The organism is Candidatus Saccharibacteria bacterium (genome assembly GCA_017983775.1).
Lineage (GTDB): Bacteria > Patescibacteriota > Saccharimonadia > JAGOAT01 > JAGOAT01 > JAGOAT01.
On sequence record JAGOAT010000005.1, the window covers coordinates 25,088 to 41,714 of the forward strand.

Annotated in this window: 15 protein-coding genes; 10 read left to right on the forward strand and 5 right to left on the reverse strand. The window is 40.3% G+C overall.

The window, feature by feature from the left end; genetic code table 11:
• The first annotated feature begins 40 nt into the window (after window positions 1–40).
• Window positions 41–2,605 (forward strand): ATP-dependent Clp protease ATP-binding subunit, encoded by a 2,565-nt coding sequence (locus tag KA531_01140; protein MBP6005492.1) that lies wholly within the window; start codon window positions 41–43, stop codon window positions 2,603–2,605.
• Here KA531_01140 and KA531_01145 read toward each other — a convergent pair.
• The 3 genes from KA531_01145 to KA531_01155 all read right to left on the reverse strand — a co-directional run bounded on the left by KA531_01145 (window position 2,586) and on the right by KA531_01155 (window position 4,815).
• On the reverse strand, window positions 2,586–3,506 hold the full coding sequence (locus KA531_01145; protein ID MBP6005493.1) for a magnesium transporter CorA family protein: 921 nt from the start codon (window positions 3,504–3,506) through the stop codon (window positions 2,586–2,588). The two genes, KA531_01140 and KA531_01145, sit on opposite strands and share 20 nt — an antisense overlap.
• Before the next feature lie 194 nt (window positions 3,507–3,700).
• Window positions 3,701–4,135 (reverse strand): NUDIX domain-containing protein, encoded by a 435-nt coding sequence (locus tag KA531_01150; protein ID MBP6005494.1) that lies wholly within the window; start codon window positions 4,133–4,135, stop codon window positions 3,701–3,703.
• A 26-nt stretch (window positions 4,136–4,161) separates the two neighbouring features.
• Window positions 4,162–4,815: an AAA family ATPase gene (locus KA531_01155; protein MBP6005495.1), complete on the reverse strand. Its 654-nt coding sequence runs from the start codon at window positions 4,813–4,815 to the stop codon at window positions 4,162–4,164.
• Window positions 4,816–4,885: 70 nt separating this feature from the next.
• Between KA531_01155 and KA531_01160 the strand changes: the two genes are divergently transcribed.
• The 8 genes from KA531_01160 to KA531_01195 all read left to right on the forward strand — a co-directional run bounded on the left by KA531_01160 (window position 4,886) and on the right by KA531_01195 (window position 13,773).
• Entirely contained in the window at window positions 4,886–5,290 is a 405-nt protein-coding gene (locus KA531_01160; protein MBP6005496.1) for an HIT family protein, read from the forward strand.
• Window positions 5,290–6,054 carry an undecaprenyl-diphosphate phosphatase gene (locus KA531_01165; protein ID MBP6005497.1) on the forward strand — a complete coding sequence of 255 codons (765 nt, stop codon included), beginning with the start codon at window positions 5,290–5,292 and terminating at the stop codon, window positions 6,052–6,054. The genes KA531_01160 and KA531_01165 overlap by 1 nt, the downstream gene beginning before the upstream one ends.
• A 4-nt stretch (window positions 6,055–6,058) precedes the next feature.
• Complete coding sequence (locus tag KA531_01170; GenBank protein ID MBP6005498.1) at window positions 6,059–6,604, forward strand: thioredoxin family protein; 546 nt, start codon at window positions 6,059–6,061, stop codon at window positions 6,602–6,604.
• A gap of 3 nt (window positions 6,605–6,607) precedes the next feature.
• Window positions 6,608–7,333 (forward strand): hypothetical protein, encoded by a 726-nt coding sequence (locus KA531_01175; protein ID MBP6005499.1) that lies wholly within the window; start codon window positions 6,608–6,610, stop codon window positions 7,331–7,333.
• 1,450 nt (window positions 7,334–8,783) lie between these two features.
• Window positions 8,784–9,842, forward strand: a complete 1,059-nt coding sequence (locus tag KA531_01180; GenBank protein ID MBP6005500.1) for an AI-2E family transporter — start codon at window positions 8,784–8,786, stop codon at window positions 9,840–9,842.
• A 5-nt stretch (window positions 9,843–9,847) separates the two neighbouring features.
• Window positions 9,848–10,924: a hypothetical protein gene (locus KA531_01185; protein MBP6005501.1), complete on the forward strand. Its 1,077-nt coding sequence runs from the start codon at window positions 9,848–9,850 to the stop codon at window positions 10,922–10,924.
• A 27-nt stretch (window positions 10,925–10,951) separates the two neighbouring features.
• Window positions 10,952–12,481: a hypothetical protein gene (locus KA531_01190; protein MBP6005502.1), complete on the forward strand. Its 1,530-nt coding sequence runs from the start codon at window positions 10,952–10,954 to the stop codon at window positions 12,479–12,481.
• Window positions 12,482–12,486: 5 nt separating this feature from the next.
• Window positions 12,487–13,773, forward strand: coding sequence for an insulinase family protein (locus KA531_01195; GenBank protein MBP6005503.1), 1,287 nt, complete (start codon window positions 12,487–12,489; stop codon window positions 13,771–13,773).
• Between the two features lie 234 nt (window positions 13,774–14,007).
• Here KA531_01195 and rsmI read toward each other — a convergent pair whose 3' ends face one another.
• The gene (gene rsmI, locus KA531_01200) at window positions 14,008–14,709 is read right to left on the reverse strand and encodes a 16S rRNA (cytidine(1402)-2'-O)-methyltransferase (GenBank protein ID MBP6005504.1); all 702 of its coding nucleotides are present in this window, start codon (window positions 14,707–14,709) and stop codon (window positions 14,008–14,010) included.
• A 229-nt stretch (window positions 14,710–14,938) separates the two neighbouring features.
• Between rsmI and KA531_01205 the strand changes: the two genes are divergently transcribed.
• A complete protein-coding gene (locus tag KA531_01205) occupies window positions 14,939–15,313 on the forward strand; it encodes a PadR family transcriptional regulator (GenBank protein MBP6005505.1) in 375 nt (124 codons plus the stop codon).
• Between the two features lie 242 nt (window positions 15,314–15,555).
• Here the strand turns inward: KA531_01205 and KA531_01210 are convergent, their stop codons facing one another.
• Window positions 15,556–16,590, reverse strand: coding sequence for a collagen-like protein (locus KA531_01210; GenBank protein MBP6005506.1), 1,035 nt, complete (start codon window positions 16,588–16,590; stop codon window positions 15,556–15,558).
• Window positions 16,591–16,627: the final 37 nt, after the last annotated feature.

Below are 16,627 nucleotides of genomic sequence, written 5' to 3' on the forward strand. Positions count from 1 at the left end.
CTTATAGCCACTGATACTAGTTTACTGGTATCATATAGATATGAAAAACATAAGCTTCATCTCCTGGTGGTATGGACCGGGTTGGGAACAGTTGATCAAATATTGGCTTGGTAAGCTCCAATATTATCGTCAAGTATTTTCTTTGACATTGATTCTGCGCTCACTCTTCTCTCCATGGAAGCAAATGCGGGGTAGGGCGCGCAAAGGTATCCAGGGATTTTTCTATCAAGCTTTGGATAGCTTTATTTCAAGGTTTGTCGGATTGATGCTTAGGCTAGGATTATTGATATTCTCAGGGATTTGGTTCTTGATTCTGGGTATAGTGATGACCATTAGTATAATTAGTTGGCCAATTTTGATTATCTTGCTACCAACCAGTATCTATTTTTATCTGAAACGGTATAAGCCTTATTTAGATAATAAGCCCCTAACTCATCAACAGTGGGGTCGATTGGATCTATCTTTGACTAGAAGTCTAGCTAAAAAAATTGGCGAAGATACCCCAATCAAACAGATTTGGCAGGTTGTTGATAGTAAAGAATATATTGCAGACATTGGGTTTTTTCTTTGGCGCTTATCAACTCCTCCCCAGATAATTGATCAAGTGTTGGACAATTATCCAATCGACCGAGATCAAGTATTCAAGACAGCCATTAGCTTAAGTCAACAATTTGATCAAGCTAGAATCCAGCCAATCACCTTGCTAGCAAGTATTTTTTACTCTAGCCCAGCACTCAAAGCATATCTAGAAAATCTCAGTTTAAATGAGGATGATATCCGCTCAATACTAGCTTGGCGTTTTAGACTAAATAAACGCCGAGAGGACTTCAAACAAAAAGTAGCATTTGGAGGTATCGCTAGAGACTGGAGTAGCGGATATACGCCACTTTTGGATCGTTATAGTCATAATATTAGCTCAATGGTGATGAATTATCGTGGGCATTATTCTGTGTTAGGTAGAGAAGATACTATCAAACAAATAGTTGAAATCCTGGCCAAGCCTAGCCGCTCTAGTGTGACTTTGGTCGGACAGAGTGGAGTTGGTAAGACTAGTATTGTCTATGGTGTAGCGCAGAAGCTGTTAATGGGCGAGAGTGAAAAACTCAAATATTATCAGATCAGTGAGCTAGATGCTACAACTATTTTGGGGGCTGTTGATCAGTTTGGTGCTTCTGGGATAGAGCAAATGATTGAAGCCTTGGCTGTAGAGGCAATTAAGTCCAAAAATACTATTTTGTTCCTTGATAATGCCCAGTTGTTTTTGCAGGCTGGTGTGGGGAGTGTTGATTTGAGCAACCTACTTTTGACAATCTTAGAAAAAAGTTCCCTAAAACTTATCATGACTATTGGGAGCACAGATTGGCAAAGGTTGCAAGCTGCCAAACCAAACCTAACTGGATTAATGAATCCCTTACAGATAGAACCTACAGACAGAGATACGACTATGCGGGTACTTGAAGATATCACTATTGCCCATGAGAATAGAGAGGGTGCGATAGTGACCTACCCTGCACTAAAGGAGGTCTATCATTTATCAGACCAGTTTATTACTACCAAGGCTTTTCCCGCCAAGGCGGTAGACTTACTAGACCAAAGTTTTGCGTTTAGTCAGGATAATGCTGGGATCAAGCTAGTAACTGATCAAGTGATTGCTAAGACTCTAGAAGCAAAGACCAATATCAAAGTCACTCGGGCTAACCAAGTAGAGTCAAAAGAGTTATTAAATCTAGAGAATAAAATCCACCAGCGAATGATCAATCAGAGCCGAGCTGTCAAGGTGGTATCCAATGCTTTACGTCGGGCGAGAGCGGGGGTTCGTAATTCTTCTAGGCCAGTAGGAAGCTTTTTGTTTCTAGGTCCCACGGGGGTAGGTAAGACAGAGCTTGCAAAATCGCTGGCAGATGTTTACTTTGGAGGTGAGGATAATATGATCAGAGTGGATATGAGTGAGTATCAGAGAGTAGAAGATATCGCCAGACTTCTTGGATCGGTTAGTGAGTCTGGGAGCTTTTTGACAGCTATCAAGGAGAATCCGTTTTCGGTAGTATTGTTCGATGAGATCGAGAAGGCTCATCCAGATTTGCTCAACTTGATGCTACAGTTGCTGGATGAAGGTAATCTGACAGATCTAAATGGTTTGAAGGTTAGTTTTCGGGAGGCAATTGTCATCTTGACGTCAAATGCTGGTGCAGATGAAATCAGAGCAAGGATTCAGGCAGGTCAAAACTTGGAAGATTTTGAATCAGAATTAGTAGACAGATTGATAGCTAGTGGTATCTTTAGGCCAGAGTTTTTGAATCGTTTTGATGAGATAGTCTTGTTTAGACCTTTGAACATTGAAGAGATTGTTCAGGTCGGTAAAATCATGCTTCGTTCAATCAATGCAGGTCTTGCCAATCAAAATATTTTTGTTGAATTGACGGACAACGCTTGGAGTTATGTTGCCCAGAGAGGTTATGATCCGAGACTAGGCTCTAGGCCAATGCGTCGAGCCTTACAACGCTACGTCCAAGATCTGGTGGCTCAAAAAATTCTGTCAGGACAGGCTCAGGCAGGTGCAAGGATTTCTCTGGATTATGCGGATCTTATAGCCATCGATTCCTGATAAATATTGCCACGCAACCCAGGGTAATGATTACCTGGATGGCAATTACCATCAAGAAAGCATCAGGCCTGTGTGATAATGGCAGATCAACATTCATCCCATACATACTACTCAGGATGGTTGGAATTGTCAGAATGATACTGATTGATGTGAAGAATTTGAATAGCCTGTTTAGGTTGTTGGTATTGATTGTCGAATATGCTTCACGGATATTGACAATTGTTCTTTGGCTGGCACGGCAAATCTCGATCAGCTGTAAGTTCTCTAGATAGATATCCTCGAGTTCATCTTCTTCAACTTCTATTACAGGGGCAATTTTTTTGTTTCCTAGTTTACTTAAGAGCGTATTGGTCGGAGTTAATGCAGCTAGGAAGTCACTGAGTTGGTCTTCAAATCTGACCAGCTCAATAAAGGTTTTGTTGCTGATATCATGAGCGGCTGCTAGGTTGCGTTTTGCCTCATTGATCCTTTTGTTGATCTTGAGCATCGTTTTTTCATAGCTGTTGTTGATCAGATCTAAAAAGCTCCAAACGGTGTCGAGGTGGGTTTCATTCTTGTTTTGCTCAAGGGCTTCTCTAATCATCCCTCTAGCACCATCATTGGCAATAAATATCAAGAGATCTTTGCGGTAGACTATTAGCACTAGGTTTGTCGATATGACCTCCTCATCTGTGGTTGCATACCTGACGAAGAGGTAGAGAGTACCATTGTCGAGATCAAGTCTAGGCACTTCAAACGTATCCAGGGCATCAGTCAGAATATCAATATCGAGCTTATAACGCTTGGATATATTTCTCAGTTCTTCATTGGAGGGCTTTAAGAGGTAGAGAACAGAGCCATCTCTTTTCCGAGTAGCACTAGTGATCTTGCCCTTGGCATTTTTATAGTAATACTTGATCATATCACTTTACTCCAGTCTTTTAGTTGCCAATAGTTTGATTATATAGTAATCTCAACCCAATACCAAACACAAAAGTAATCATCATGATCGAAGTTTAGCAATATGCAACTAAAACTATAGCCAGAAAATGGTGGAAGATCTTACAGATTACGATATACCCAGCTTGTATGGATCAATTAATAATCAATTTAAGCTTAGTGGTAGAGGATGGCATTGTCATCAAAACCCTCTAAGTATTTTTTGAGAGGAGGGAATAGTGGTGAAGGTAGATTGTTTATATCAAACCACTGCCATTCTGAAGTCTCTCCAGGAGAGGCATTTTGGGGTTCTCCCGATTCCCAGTCAGCGACAAAGGTAATATCGACATAGTGTTTTGGCATCAAGTCGATAAAATTATATAGACCATGCAATCTTAAGTTTTTGACCTTTAAGTCATTTCCGGCTTCTTCAGCAAGCTCTCTAAGGACGGCCCCCTCTAAGGATTCTCCATTTTCAAGATGACCGCCGCCGCTTCCCCAATAGCCTTGACCAAAAGATTCTACTCTCTGGTGGAGCATTACCTCCCTAGTGTCATTATTGAGCCTGATGACAATAATACCAACACCTATCTTGGGTCTCAATCCTGACATGGTTGCATTATATCACAAGCTAGAGTCTAGGTGGGTAACTCAGGTAACTTATTGTTATCTTGTAACCATTTTATAATTCTTTGAGCAATATCATGCATGCCCAGGTAGGAAGTATTATATCTTTGACCAGGAGGAGCTAGGCTCATGGCAAATTCTGTATGACTGCCATTTGGTTCGTCTGAAAAAAGCTCTTCCTTTTCTCCTTCTAGAAACTCATCTATAGTATCAAGATTATCCTTTCCACTTTGTCTAGCCTTAGCGCGAGCATATCTTGCAGGAGCAGGACAAAACAGTGCCACTATCACCCCCCTAGTCTCAAATACCTTCTCGGCTTCATCTGCATTTCGCAACCCATCAACTATTACAATTGGTGTATTCTGGTATAGTTCTGTGATTATACCAGGATTATCCGTAGGTCGTAGTTCTTGAGATCTATCACCATAATCTTCACGGGTAGGATTAGTGATACCAGTCTCATTTAGGGATTCTCTCAGGTAGTCTGAAAAACGAAAAATCGAGATATAGCCAACGGGGTAGCCTAGCTCGGTTAACTCCTTTTTCAGATACCCAATCAGAGTAGTCTTACCAGATCCAGGTAAACCAGTTATGGCCAACACTAGCCTTTCTGATTCTGGAGGTAACTCTTTTTTCTCGTAATGCTGGGGTGTAGTCTCTGTCATTATATAGATTCCCTAATATGAATATGCAGTCCTTTGTTTAGTCAAGTATTATATCTGCTATAATACCATTATGAGTATTTTTAGTAAAATACTAGCTGGGGAGATTCCAGCTGAAATTGTCTATCAAGATCAGGATTTCTTTGCCATTCTCGACATCTTTCCTAGTGCTCCTGGGCATTTACTCTTGATGCCAGTCAAGCAGTATCCAAACTATCTTGAGATGCCAGAGCGGGATTATACTGAGATCATGCTGTTAGCAAGGAATATGGCAAAGTTGCTCAAGCAGGTTTATCAGGCAGATTTTGTAATCTTGAAGATTATCGGTACTGATATTATGGATCATTTACATATTCATCTGATACCGATTCACAAGGGTCAGAGGCAATTAGACCAAGATAAGCCAGTAGCTCTTGAGGACCTGAAGCCAGAGGCCGACAAGATTCGTAATGCCTTTAGTGATCTGATAGTTAGCTAATGTGGGTCATCATAATCCTCGCTTTGATCCAGGCAATCTCTGAATTTCTTCCTATATCATCATCCGGACATCTTGCCCTCTTCGGTAGCTTACTTGATAAATCCAACCCCTATCTTGATGCTAGTCTACATCTAGGTACAGCATTAGCCCTCCTGGTATTTTTGCGCCGAGAAGTGATGGAGGCATTGAGGGATTTTCGCAAGCTTGCTAGCTTGGTGCTAGCAACAGTGCCCGTACTTGGAATTGCCTATATATTGAGAGATCAGATAGAATGGTTACATCAAGACCAGAGAGTACTGTGGGTGGTGTTGACTGGATTAACCTTTGGCACATTATTGCTATGGTTAGCAGATCATAGAGGAGCAGTTAGACAGATTCAACTTGCCTGGCCTACTTTTTGGCAGGCTTGCCTGATAGGACTTGGCCAGATTGCCTCGCTTTGGCCAGGAGTATCAAGATCCGGGTCTAGTACAGCTACATCAGTATTAGCTGGCCTGGATTTGGTCAGTAGTGCCAAGTTTAGCTTCTTGACTGCCATACCAATTACTTTGATTGTGGGAGGGTACTCATTGGTTGATCTAGGCTCTAGTCAAAATCAGTATTCCTACCCGCAACTCTTGCTTGGTGTCGGCATTACTGCGGTTAGTGGCTATTTTATACTAAGTTTTTTAGTTAAATATTTGGCTCGACACAATCTCAAGGTTTTTATTTATTATCGATTATTCCTGATCTTTGCTCTGAGCTTAATCATTGTGTTAGGATAAGGGTATGAGCAATAATATCAAATGGATTGTTACTTTAATAATTGTCGGGGTAGTTGCTACGGCGGTAATATTTGTTTGGAATAACAAGGATACAGGGAGTGAGCCTGACAATAGTTTGGTCGGGGTTAATGGTAGCCAGTCAGAGTCTGAAGAGGATCAAGATCAGATTCAGGAGGCAGGCGATAACCAGTCAGATAGTATAGACCAACAGACTACTAGCCAGGATAATGGTAGTCAGGCAGAATCAGGTTATATTGATTATGATCCAGCCCAGTTAGCTAGAGCTGATAATGGAGATGTGATTTTGTTCTTTCATGCAAGTTGGTGTCCGACTTGTAAGATTCTCGATCAGAGTTTGACTAATACTGATTTCTTGTCGACTGGGATTACGGTGATGAAGCTGGACTATGATACACAGACAGAGCTCAAGAATCGCTATGGTGTGACCAGCCAACATACTTTAGTCCAGGTAGATAGTCAGGGCAATCTTATCAAATCTTGGAGAGGTAGTTATAATCTCAGCCAGATCGAACAAGAGCTAAATAGCTAGTCAGTGATTCTACTGATCAGTTCATTCATAGCAGGGATTTTGACTGTATTTGCTCCTTGCATCTTGCCAATCTTACCAGTAGTATTGACACGGAGCTTAGATGGACAAGTTAGCAAGATAAGGACTTGGAGAATTCTTGGTTCTTTATCTGTGTCGATTCTTATTTTTACCTTGCTCTTGCGTGGGGCTAGTCGTTTGATACCAGTTACAGACCAAAGGTTGGCTCTGGTATCTGGATTAATCATTATTGGCTTTGGTGTTCAGAGTTTATTCCCTAAATTTTGGGCGACTATTAGTCAGAGATTAGGCATTACTAAAGCCTCAAATCAATTAAGTGGTAAAGGCTTAAGACAAGATAATTGGTGGGGTGATATACTGATAGGTGCCAGTCTAGGCCCAATATTCACTAGCTGTTCACCTACTTATACAATTCTAGTGGCTACAGTTTTACCCGAAAGTTGGCTGAAGGGACTAAGTTATATCTTAATCTACCTGTTTGGACTAGTTTTGATATTGAGCTTACTAGTTAAGTTTGGCCAGAAGTTCGTGACCAAAGTAGACAATCTTTCTGGAGAGAGGTCTAGGTTTAGGCGAGGAGTGGCTCTGATATTTATTCTACTCGGAATAGCAATAGCTACTGGCTGGATCAAGGAATTGGAGATTTGGCTAATTGATAACAACCCCTTAATAGAGTGGATTACTAGCTTTGAGATTAACTTAACAAGCTAAGTGGTTTGCTTAAAATGGGTGTATCCGATCAATGATCAAGCCTCAAGTATTTTACCAGGTATTCTGAGAAAATTATTAGTGAGCTCGATAGAGAGTCTGAATATCTACTGACGTCAAGAGAAAGGGTAGGATTTATCGAAAGACAGCCGAGAAGGTTATCTAAATATTTTGCGACATCGAGGATCAATAGACTTGATAGGGTTAAGGAGTTCATAAAAAAGGTAACCCTCCCCGGACAAAAAAATGCCCGGGGAGGGTTAAAGTGTGTGGCTCCCCTACAGGGGGGGTTAGGGTGGTAGAGGGGAGCCACACTGCCTCAACTATTCTGAGGCAAGGGTAATGCCATGTTCCCACGAGCACGGCATTACCCTTGATAACTAATACTACTATTGATTTATCAAAAACGCAAGCATAAGCGAATACATTATTTATCTATATTAGTCAGGCAATCGAATCGAACAATACAGCTGCTGCAATAATGGTAGATAGAAGCTTATTAATGCCGAAAGATTTGTTCGCTAGATTAAGCACATTGGGAGTACTGCAGTATATTGTAATTTCGCTGAATAATATATTCAAATTGTGATAAAAACAATTTATTAGGGTTGGGTAGGTTAGTGAGCAAGAATGAATAATTGATAATCCAATGTCCTTGGGTGCAAATATATACTTTATAATGACTACAAATACTACCGAAAGATTACAATCAATAATCTTGTAATATTAACAACATCAATCCAATACTATATCTAATTGGTAGAGCTAGAACTAGCTGAAGACGACTATACAAATATCAAGAGCCAGGTTACTAGGTAGGCTTTGGGTTAGTAAATGCTGAATCTCCGGTCTTGCCCTTCGGACAACCCGAAGATGACGGAGTTGGGAGGGTATTTAAGAGACGATGGGAGGTAGTCATCTGAATGGATCTCAATTAGCATTGGTGCTATATTCTGAGCTTAAGCAGTATTGAATTATTTGGTACTCTATAATCAAACATAAATTATATCCAGAAAATATTCATAGAGAAAAAACATACATTTATGATTATCGCTACTGGGTTGGTATTTTCACATAAGCCTCATTCTTTGGAGTGTTATCTTTGTCCAGATTTGAAGAATATTGCATATTGCCAAAGCAAGTATCTGTTTGGTTTTTGGTATATTCCTAAGCAATAATGTCTAATGTTTTATTTGATGCCGGATATTGACGGGGCATTACTAAGCCAACTCGTGAGTTCGGGAAGCTGTGCAGAGAATAGAATGCTGTGGTACAAAATATTTATACATAAAAGCCGAATGACTATAGTCTGATCTGGCAATACTAACGAATAAACATTTTACACTAGAGATCATTATCAAGTATGTGACCTATAAGGTATCCATGATGAATAAATTTTTAGATCTAAAACCTCGGTTCGCATTATTGATACCTCTATGTTACAATTTGATCAATGATTAGTATAGGTTTATTTCGTAAATATATAATAAATTTTTATTTTATTACTGGGCTGATGTTAATTTTCTGGTGGATACTGGGTCGTAACGTTGGATTGATTAGTTGGTTGGTGATTTCGGCAATATTTTCTCTAGCCTTAGAGCCAATGGTTAATTACCTAGAAAACAAGGGTTGGAAAAGGGGTTTAGCTACTTTTGCAGGGATGACTCTTGGTATCGGCCTATTGATGCTGGTCGTTATTGGGGTGATTCCAATCTTGATTAGCCAAACAAGAAATCTGGTTGATAGGTTGCCTAATGCCATTATTGATTTACAAAATTTTCTCGATCAACATTTTGGTTACAACCTAGATCTTAATCAATTAGTTACTGAAGCAGAAGGATTAAATATTAACCTGCGAAGCTATGCTGGAAGCTTGACTACAAGTGCCGTTGGACTATTGGCGCAAGCCCTAAGCTCTATTTTTCAATTCTTGACTATTTATATGTTTACTTTTTATTTAACAGCCGAAGCCCCCAAGCTCAGGAGATTTATTTTTAAGTTTTTGCCAAAATCCAAACAAGGTACCCTATTAGAAATCTGGGAGATTGCAATTGATAAAACAGGAGGATATTTTTATTCTAGAATCATTCTAGGGCTAATTTCGGCAATCTCAGCATCAACTGTTTTCATGATATCTGGGTTAGATTTTGCTGTACCGTTAGCTATTTGGCTTGGGTTTATATCACAATTTATTCCTAGTATTGGTACTTACTTGGCAGCAATATTGCCAATAATAGTTGCAATATTATCTGGTAATCCATTTACGATGTTGGTAGTGATTATTTATATAGTATTGTATCAACAATTGGAAAATTACTTCATCTCTCCAAAGATTACTGCCAAAACTATGGAGTTGCACCCAATGGTAGCTTTCATATCTGCTATTGTTGGCAACTCCATTGCTGGTCCGATGGGTGCCTTCTTGGCTTTGCCAGTTGCAGGTGTGATCCAAGAATCAATTAGTCAATACTATGAGGAACATTACCTGGAAAAGGGTACAAACAAGGCTTGACTCTGGTGAATCTCAAGGGGCGACCAGCCAAGATCAGGGCTTCTGGAAATTTGACTGATAGTTCCTCAAAGTCCAGCCATATCAAGCGTGTGTTGAAAATACTATTGGCAATGTTGTTGGTTTTGCTCATTTCAGCTATGTTGCTTGATTGGTACTATAAACAACAGAATAATGATCAACCTAGAGAGCTTGGGGTGAGCTTCTCGATCAAGGCTAGTCAAGGTTTTGGATTAAATTGGCAAGAGAATTATCTGGCATTATTGGAAGACTTAGGATTTAGGGATTTACGATTGATGAGCTACTGGGATCTAATAGAGAAAAGTCCGGGGGAGTATGATTTTGCTGATTTGGATTGGCAATTCGAACAAGCTGAGAGGTTCGGAGCTAAGATTGATCTTGCTATTGGCCTGAGGCAGCCTCGTTGGCCAGAGTGTCATCAACCCGATTGGGTCAGTGGCTTGGATTATGGGCAAAGAGACCAGAAGCTTAATCAGTTTATTTCCGAAGTGGTCGAGCGCTATCGGACTAGTACTGCCCTTAGTGCTTACCAACTCGAGAATGAATACAGCAATAAGCATTTTGGCGATTGTGACTACGATCGAAGCAACTCTAGACTTCAGGCCGAGTACGATCTGGTAAGATCAATCGATCCTGATCACCCGGTCAGAATCAATGTCAGCAATCAGAGTGGTATCCCTCTAAGAAAACCATTAGGAGATCAGATTGGATTTTCTATATACTTTCAAGCGCATTTCGATCTATTAGGTAGAGATAATAGCTGGAGATTTATTTTGCCAAGTTATTGGCATACAGTTAGAGCGGGACTAGTCAAATTATTAGACAAGCGAGATGTCTTCGTACATGAATTTCAGCTCGAGCCTTGGGGGGACAAGCCGATAGCTGAGATGTCGATTGAGGAACAGTTGGGATATATTGATTCAGAAGAGGTAGAGGGTAGACTTCGGTACTTAGAAAAGACTGGGATCCGGGAATACTACCTATGGGGTGGGGAGTGGTGGTATTATCTCAAGACTAGAGGGGAATATTCAATCTGGGAAGCAGTAAGTAATATTTTGATATAAAGGCAAAGTGAGGTATTAATATATAGTATGGAAACGAATTCAGAGACTTTAAACACTAGCGAAATAAACGAGCAGGATCCGCAGGATCCAAGGGGTGAACTAGACAAGCTTGATCAAATACTGGAAGATGGTTGGCCAGCTTCAAAAAATGATGAAAGACAATCTTGTCTCAACAGTATCTTTGAAGGTCGGATCTTAAGGGAAATGCGTGACGCATTACTTGAAGTTATTTACCGACAAGAATATTATCAAATTTTACTATTGGTAGCAGACAACGAGAAAGGCATATCTAATACTGGGTCTCGTTCAGAAAAAAGAGGGGATGATCAATTATGGGCCAGATATTGTAGGCACGTTACTAGAACACGTCAAGAATTTGAGTCATATATCGAAGCAGTATTAGCAAATATTTTTAGTATTTTTTGGGACCGGGGCACTCAAGAGGCTTATCAAGAACAAATTAGCCGGATTACTAAGATTGTAGGAGATAACGAACTCGAGTATATTATTAGTAAGATTAATGGAGTTTACGATGCGATTGAATATCTAGATGAAGAAGATAATACATTGGACACTCTGATTGGGCGGATCTTTTTTGACTCAAGTGGTAAGGTTGTAACATCTAGGGAACTGCTTGATTTATACGACCGTTATATCGAGGAATCTAACGATCAATTATCTTCTCCTTACCCAAGGAATTTGCTTGCAATGGGTTTTCATCAAGTATTGGTTGGTAGTGATTCTGATCAGGATAAGACTCGATCTACAGAATTGACAGGGTTAGCATTGGAGTTAGTCATCCGAGATCAGATAGGAGAATGCTTACAGTCTATTAGTAACCTAGATCCTGTTACTAAAATTGGTCTAGGAGTGTCTGAGCTGACTCCTGAAGATATTAGGTCAAGGCTACTAAGGGAGCAGGAAAGTTGGTTGACAAAACCAGTTCTTGATAATAAAGTCAGTAAAGTCTTAGAGGCTGTATTTAGCGTAGAGTCCCCGTTTGCAAGGGCTAGCACGATACAGGCAGTAGATTGGGCTAGTAAAATAGGTAGGATTATTGATTGCTACAAAGATTTCAATAGAGCCACGCTGGATAGACTGATATCGAATCAGCAAAAAGGGTACAAAAGAAAGCGGGTAGGGAGAAAGCCGCTACAGAAAGATGATCGCAGGGGATACGAATCTGTACTAGATAATACGTATAGGATTAGCGTAGGTGGCACTGAACTTACTACAGAAGAGGATAGCAGTACACATTTCCCTTCGGGGGTTATCGAGAGTGTAAAGGCTTGGATAGGTGATCATATTAATTCCAAGGATGAGGGGGAGATTAATAACTTGACAGGCGGATTACTCGATTGGGCTATGGAAGCTATGAGGTCGTCTTGTGGAGAAAATCTTAGAAATATTAAAAAACTACGTGATTATGATGATACCTATCGACTAAGGATTGGCAACTATAGGCTATTCTTTACCTTTGAAAAAAGTCGTAATGGTATCGCCCCCCGTATTGTCTTCACTAGAATTGCCAGAAAAGACGATACGACATATAATTGATGATAATGGTAGTAAAACACAAGGTAGAAGTCAAAGAACTAGATAATGGGCTTAAGTTAATGCTAATTGATGTTAAGGGGGCGGTGACTTTCAAGCTAGAGATCATCAATCGAGGAGGGTATCGGATCGCTAAGTCTGATCAATTTGAGCTACCCCATCTACTGGAACATTTGGCATTTGATGGCAACAAAAAGTATCCAGATAAAGAAAAGTATATGTTTGAGATTGAGAAACGGGGGGTTTATCAAAATGCTACCACTGCGACCAATCTGATCAAGTATTATTATGATGGAGTATGTAGCGAGACCGAGGATATTATTGATTTGGCTTTGGCTCAATACTGTCATCCGCTATTTAGACAGGATGATATCAACAACGAGATGGAAGTGATAGATAATGAACTATCAAGATACCTGGAAGATGACATTTATCGAGCGGGGTATCTCAATTTGCAACTATCGAGTCCTTTTAAGTGGCCAGATCTCAAGACTAGAGTTAGCCAGATGAGAGAGATATCTAGAGAAGATATCCTGGAGTATTATTACAAGACTCATACTTCTGCCAATACGATGATTATTCTTGCTGGGGATTTGTCTGTTATCGATCTTGAAAGCAAGCTCAGCCAGATCAGTAAAACTTTTGAAGATGCTGGGTTGACTGGACGGTCATTGCTTAGTCTAGGGCAGACATATAGTACCAATCAGGATCAGGCGATAGTCAATCATCTCAAGTCAGTTCGTCAACAGCAGGCCAATTTTGAATTGGATTATCTACTGCGAGATTACAACTTGGACGATCGTTATCCCATGAATTTCTTCAATATTATTTATAATGGCGGATTTGCCTCTAGGTTATTTGAAAAAGCAAGGAGTGCAGGTCTAAGCTACGGTCCATCTAGTGGCTATACTCAGACTTTGGATTATGCCAGCTTTAATTTGTCAGATGAGACGATTGCGGGGAAGTTGCCAGATCTTTATAAGCTAATGCTCTCAGAGCTGGATAGGCTACTAAATGGAGAGATCAACAAGTATGAATTTGCGAGGGCTAAGGGATTTATTTTGGGCAGTTTGCAGAGAAGTTTTCAATTACCAGAAGATCTAGCCAGATTTTATCGAGAAGACTTTGTCTATGGTAGAGAGCTTAGGAGTCCAGATCAAGTAATCGATATTTATCGAGATTTTGATATGGATAGTATCCTAGCTACTGCCAAGTGCTACATCCAGCCTGCCAATAGCATCCTGACAGTGGTGGATAGCCAGCAAGAAATTGACTCCGTATTTTCTAAGAGATAACGGGCAAAGCATATCAAGAGATTAGCGATATAGTACTAGATTTGAATATAGAAGGCGTAGTGTTTGATGGGGAGTCCCAGCTGTCGGTTTCAGATTTTGATACTGATGATACGAATATAGAAAACAACGATTCTGAAACTACACCATCAATCCCTATTTAAACTATAGGCTTGAAATCAAACTCTTTGATTATTGAGTTAAAAAGTCAGTCAAGAGACCTACTCAGATCGTTAATTAGCTTTTTGGGCTCAGCACCAGACAAATCTCACCTTTGTATTGCTTTGCAGGGATAGATTGATCGGTATTCGACTGAAGAATTTCTTGATGAAGCTTACTAAGTTCTCTAGCAAGGGTCAGGTTCCATTGCTCGGTAGACTCAATTGCTTCTAATGTTTTGATGATCCTATGAGGTGACTCAAAGGCGACGAAACTTGTGTGTTTGAATATTTTTGATATTTCCTGTAGCTTATCTAGGGTTTTTTTAACACGATCTTGACCTTTGGGTAAGAAACCAATAAACATAAATTGTTTAAATTTATTAGGATGATACAACAGTGAGGTAGTGACTGCACTTGGGCCAGGCAAGATGTCAATATTTAGGTTTTGATTGATTACTTCACGGATCAGGATTTGGCCGGGGTCATTGATTGCTGGACTACCAGCCTCACTGATTAGACCAACAGTCTTATTATTATCCAGTGCTTCAAATATCTGATTAAGGCGTTTTTTTTCATTACCCTCGAAGTAAGAAATAATCTTTTGATCTGGTTTAAGTTTAATATCTAGTGAAATAGCATAGGGAGCTAGCTTTGCAATCAAATTTCTAGCCACTCTTGTATCTTCCGCCAAGAGTAGGTCGGCCCGATAGATACTCTTCAATTGGCGAATGCTAATATCTTCTAGATTGCCAAGCGGAGTAGGAATAATTACTAACATACAGCTGATTTTAGCATTTCAAGGGGACTCCTTGCAATTTTTGATCTGTTGGAGTGGTCCATTTCAAGGGGACTCCTTGCCGAGTAGGGTGTTCGGTACCGAACAAGTGGGGTAGGGTATACCGAACAATTATTCTGCGACGTAGTGAAAGTTATCCACAAGTTTTACTATAAAATGATCACTTAGTACTTGACCATGCAAGGTAGCTAGGTATATGATTGTACTTGTGATGCAAGATAGTATACAAAGTAATCTTGCACAGATGCGTAAAGGTACCCTTGAGCTCTGTGTCCTCCAAGTGATAGGAGCAAAAGAAAGTTACGCGAACGAGATCATTGACAAACTAGAGTCTGTAGGAATAACGATTTCAGAAGGGACGCTTTATCCACTACTGAAACGACTTCTAAAGATCAAGGCTGTTGCCCATAAGTGGCAAGAGTCTAGTGTCGGTCCACCTCGTAAATACTACGAGATGACTAGGCAGGGCAGACAATATCTCGCGTTCATTGAGAGTAATTGGGAAGAGATGAACCAAGCAGTTCAACTTTTGTCCAAGAATCTCAAAAGATCAACTAAAACTAACAAAACAATCAACTTCAACTAACGTGCTCAATTTTACTTCGCTAGTATCAATCAACTAATACTAGCCATATAATAAGAAACCACCCAGCTAGGGTGGTTTTTAATTGGTACTCAAAAATAATCTTGCAACTTATATAGGACTTAATTAATTTCAATTACTAAGTTTGAATTGATTGAGACAAAGTATCTATTGGGACAATCTAACATAGATATTGATTACTAGGCTTATATGAGGAGTCTGTTATTTATGCTTTAGGATAATGCCTAATGAAGTCGTTCGATTGTAATCTTATTATTTGAATAACCATAACCAATAATGCAAGTAACCCTATAAGCTATATCATTAGTTTCATCATCCAGTATTAGCTCTTGGATCGAGCCATGCATCGGAAAATTGGCTGTTGATTGCCAGTACTGCCAGGTAGTTGTGACGACGTCACTTTGCCTGGCAAATCCTGTAATAGTGCTGAGAGCACCAGTACCAACAGGAAGGCTAACATAATTATTGATAGATGTGCCACTAACTGTAAAAGAGCCACTAGTGGCGGCAAATTGGAGTGAACGGTTCCCGCTGGTAGAGACCCTGACCTGGAGATTCCCCAGCGCAACAGCAACACCAGCGTTAACATTACCACTCGCCTTGGCTATGGTCGAGCTGGTAAGGCTTTGCTCACCGATTTGACCCGTTATAGGGTCTCTGACTAGATAAGAACTGGCATTGGTAATGCTTGGTGGGACGGATCCTAGTCTGAAGGTTCCATTTAGATCTAGAGTGAATTGAGGATTATTGTTTGCAATGCCGAAGTTGCCATTGGCTGAGAATCTTCCGACTTCTGCGGAATTGGTCTTGAATATTAATGATTGAGAATCTGTAGTGCCGATAAAGTTCGAACTAGTGATGCCGGAATTACCATTGATCGACCAGTAGTCAGCGATAGAGCCGGTGTTATCATTACTACATACCCAAGAGCTACCATTCCATTTGAGTATTTGATTTGTACTACAAGTATTTGTCAAGCTTAATCCACTGGGAAGTTTGATTAGGCCTGAGCCAGTGGCTAAGAGTAATTGAATATCAAGATCACTCCCAGTGAGAGAAGTGTCGATCACCCCATCATCAGTGATTAGTCCTACTGTACCAGCTGGTCCAGTAGCTCCCGTAGCCCCAGTCTCACCTTGTATACCCTGAGCACCAGTAGCTCCCGTAGCCCCAGTCTCACCCTGAATACCTTGTATCCCCTTTTCTCCAATAGCTCCCTTAGCCCCCTTCACACCTTTAGTTCCTTTTGTACCAGTCATCCCCTGACCCCCCGTCACCCCTGACGCACCCTACATA

Bases quoted from the DNA above. Each gene is read 5' to 3' on its own strand.
- KA531_01140 (MBP6005492.1), top strand. From the start codon at position 41: ATGAAAAACATAAGCTTCATCTCCTGGTGGTATGGACCGGGTTGGGAA.
- KA531_01145 (MBP6005493.1), bottom strand. From the start codon at position 3,506: ATGATCAAGTATTACTATAAAAATGCCAAGGGCAAGATCACTAGTGCT.
- KA531_01150 (MBP6005494.1), bottom strand. From the start codon at position 4,135: ATGTCAGGATTGAGACCCAAGATAGGTGTTGGTATTATTGTCATCAGG.
- KA531_01155 (MBP6005495.1), bottom strand. From the start codon at position 4,815: ATGACAGAGACTACACCCCAGCATTACGAGAAAAAAGAGTTACCTCCA.
- KA531_01160 (MBP6005496.1), top strand. From the start codon at position 4,886: ATGAGTATTTTTAGTAAAATACTAGCTGGGGAGATTCCAGCTGAAATT.
- KA531_01165 (MBP6005497.1), top strand. From the start codon at position 5,290: ATGTGGGTCATCATAATCCTCGCTTTGATCCAGGCAATCTCTGAATTT.
- KA531_01170 (MBP6005498.1), top strand. From the start codon at position 6,059: ATGAGCAATAATATCAAATGGATTGTTACTTTAATAATTGTCGGGGTA.
- KA531_01180 (MBP6005500.1), top strand. From the start codon at position 8,784: ATGATTAGTATAGGTTTATTTCGTAAATATATAATAAATTTTTATTTT.
- KA531_01190 (MBP6005502.1), top strand. From the start codon at position 10,952: ATGGAAACGAATTCAGAGACTTTAAACACTAGCGAAATAAACGAGCAG.
- KA531_01195 (MBP6005503.1), top strand. From the start codon at position 12,487: ATGGTAGTAAAACACAAGGTAGAAGTCAAAGAACTAGATAATGGGCTT.
- rsmI (MBP6005504.1), bottom strand. From the start codon at position 14,709: ATGTTAGTAATTATTCCTACTCCGCTTGGCAATCTAGAAGATATTAGC.
- KA531_01205 (MBP6005505.1), top strand. From the start codon at position 14,939: ATGCAAGATAGTATACAAAGTAATCTTGCACAGATGCGTAAAGGTACC.
- KA531_01210 (MBP6005506.1), bottom strand. From the start codon at position 16,590: ATGACTGGTACAAAAGGAACTAAAGGTGTGAAGGGGGCTAAGGGAGCT.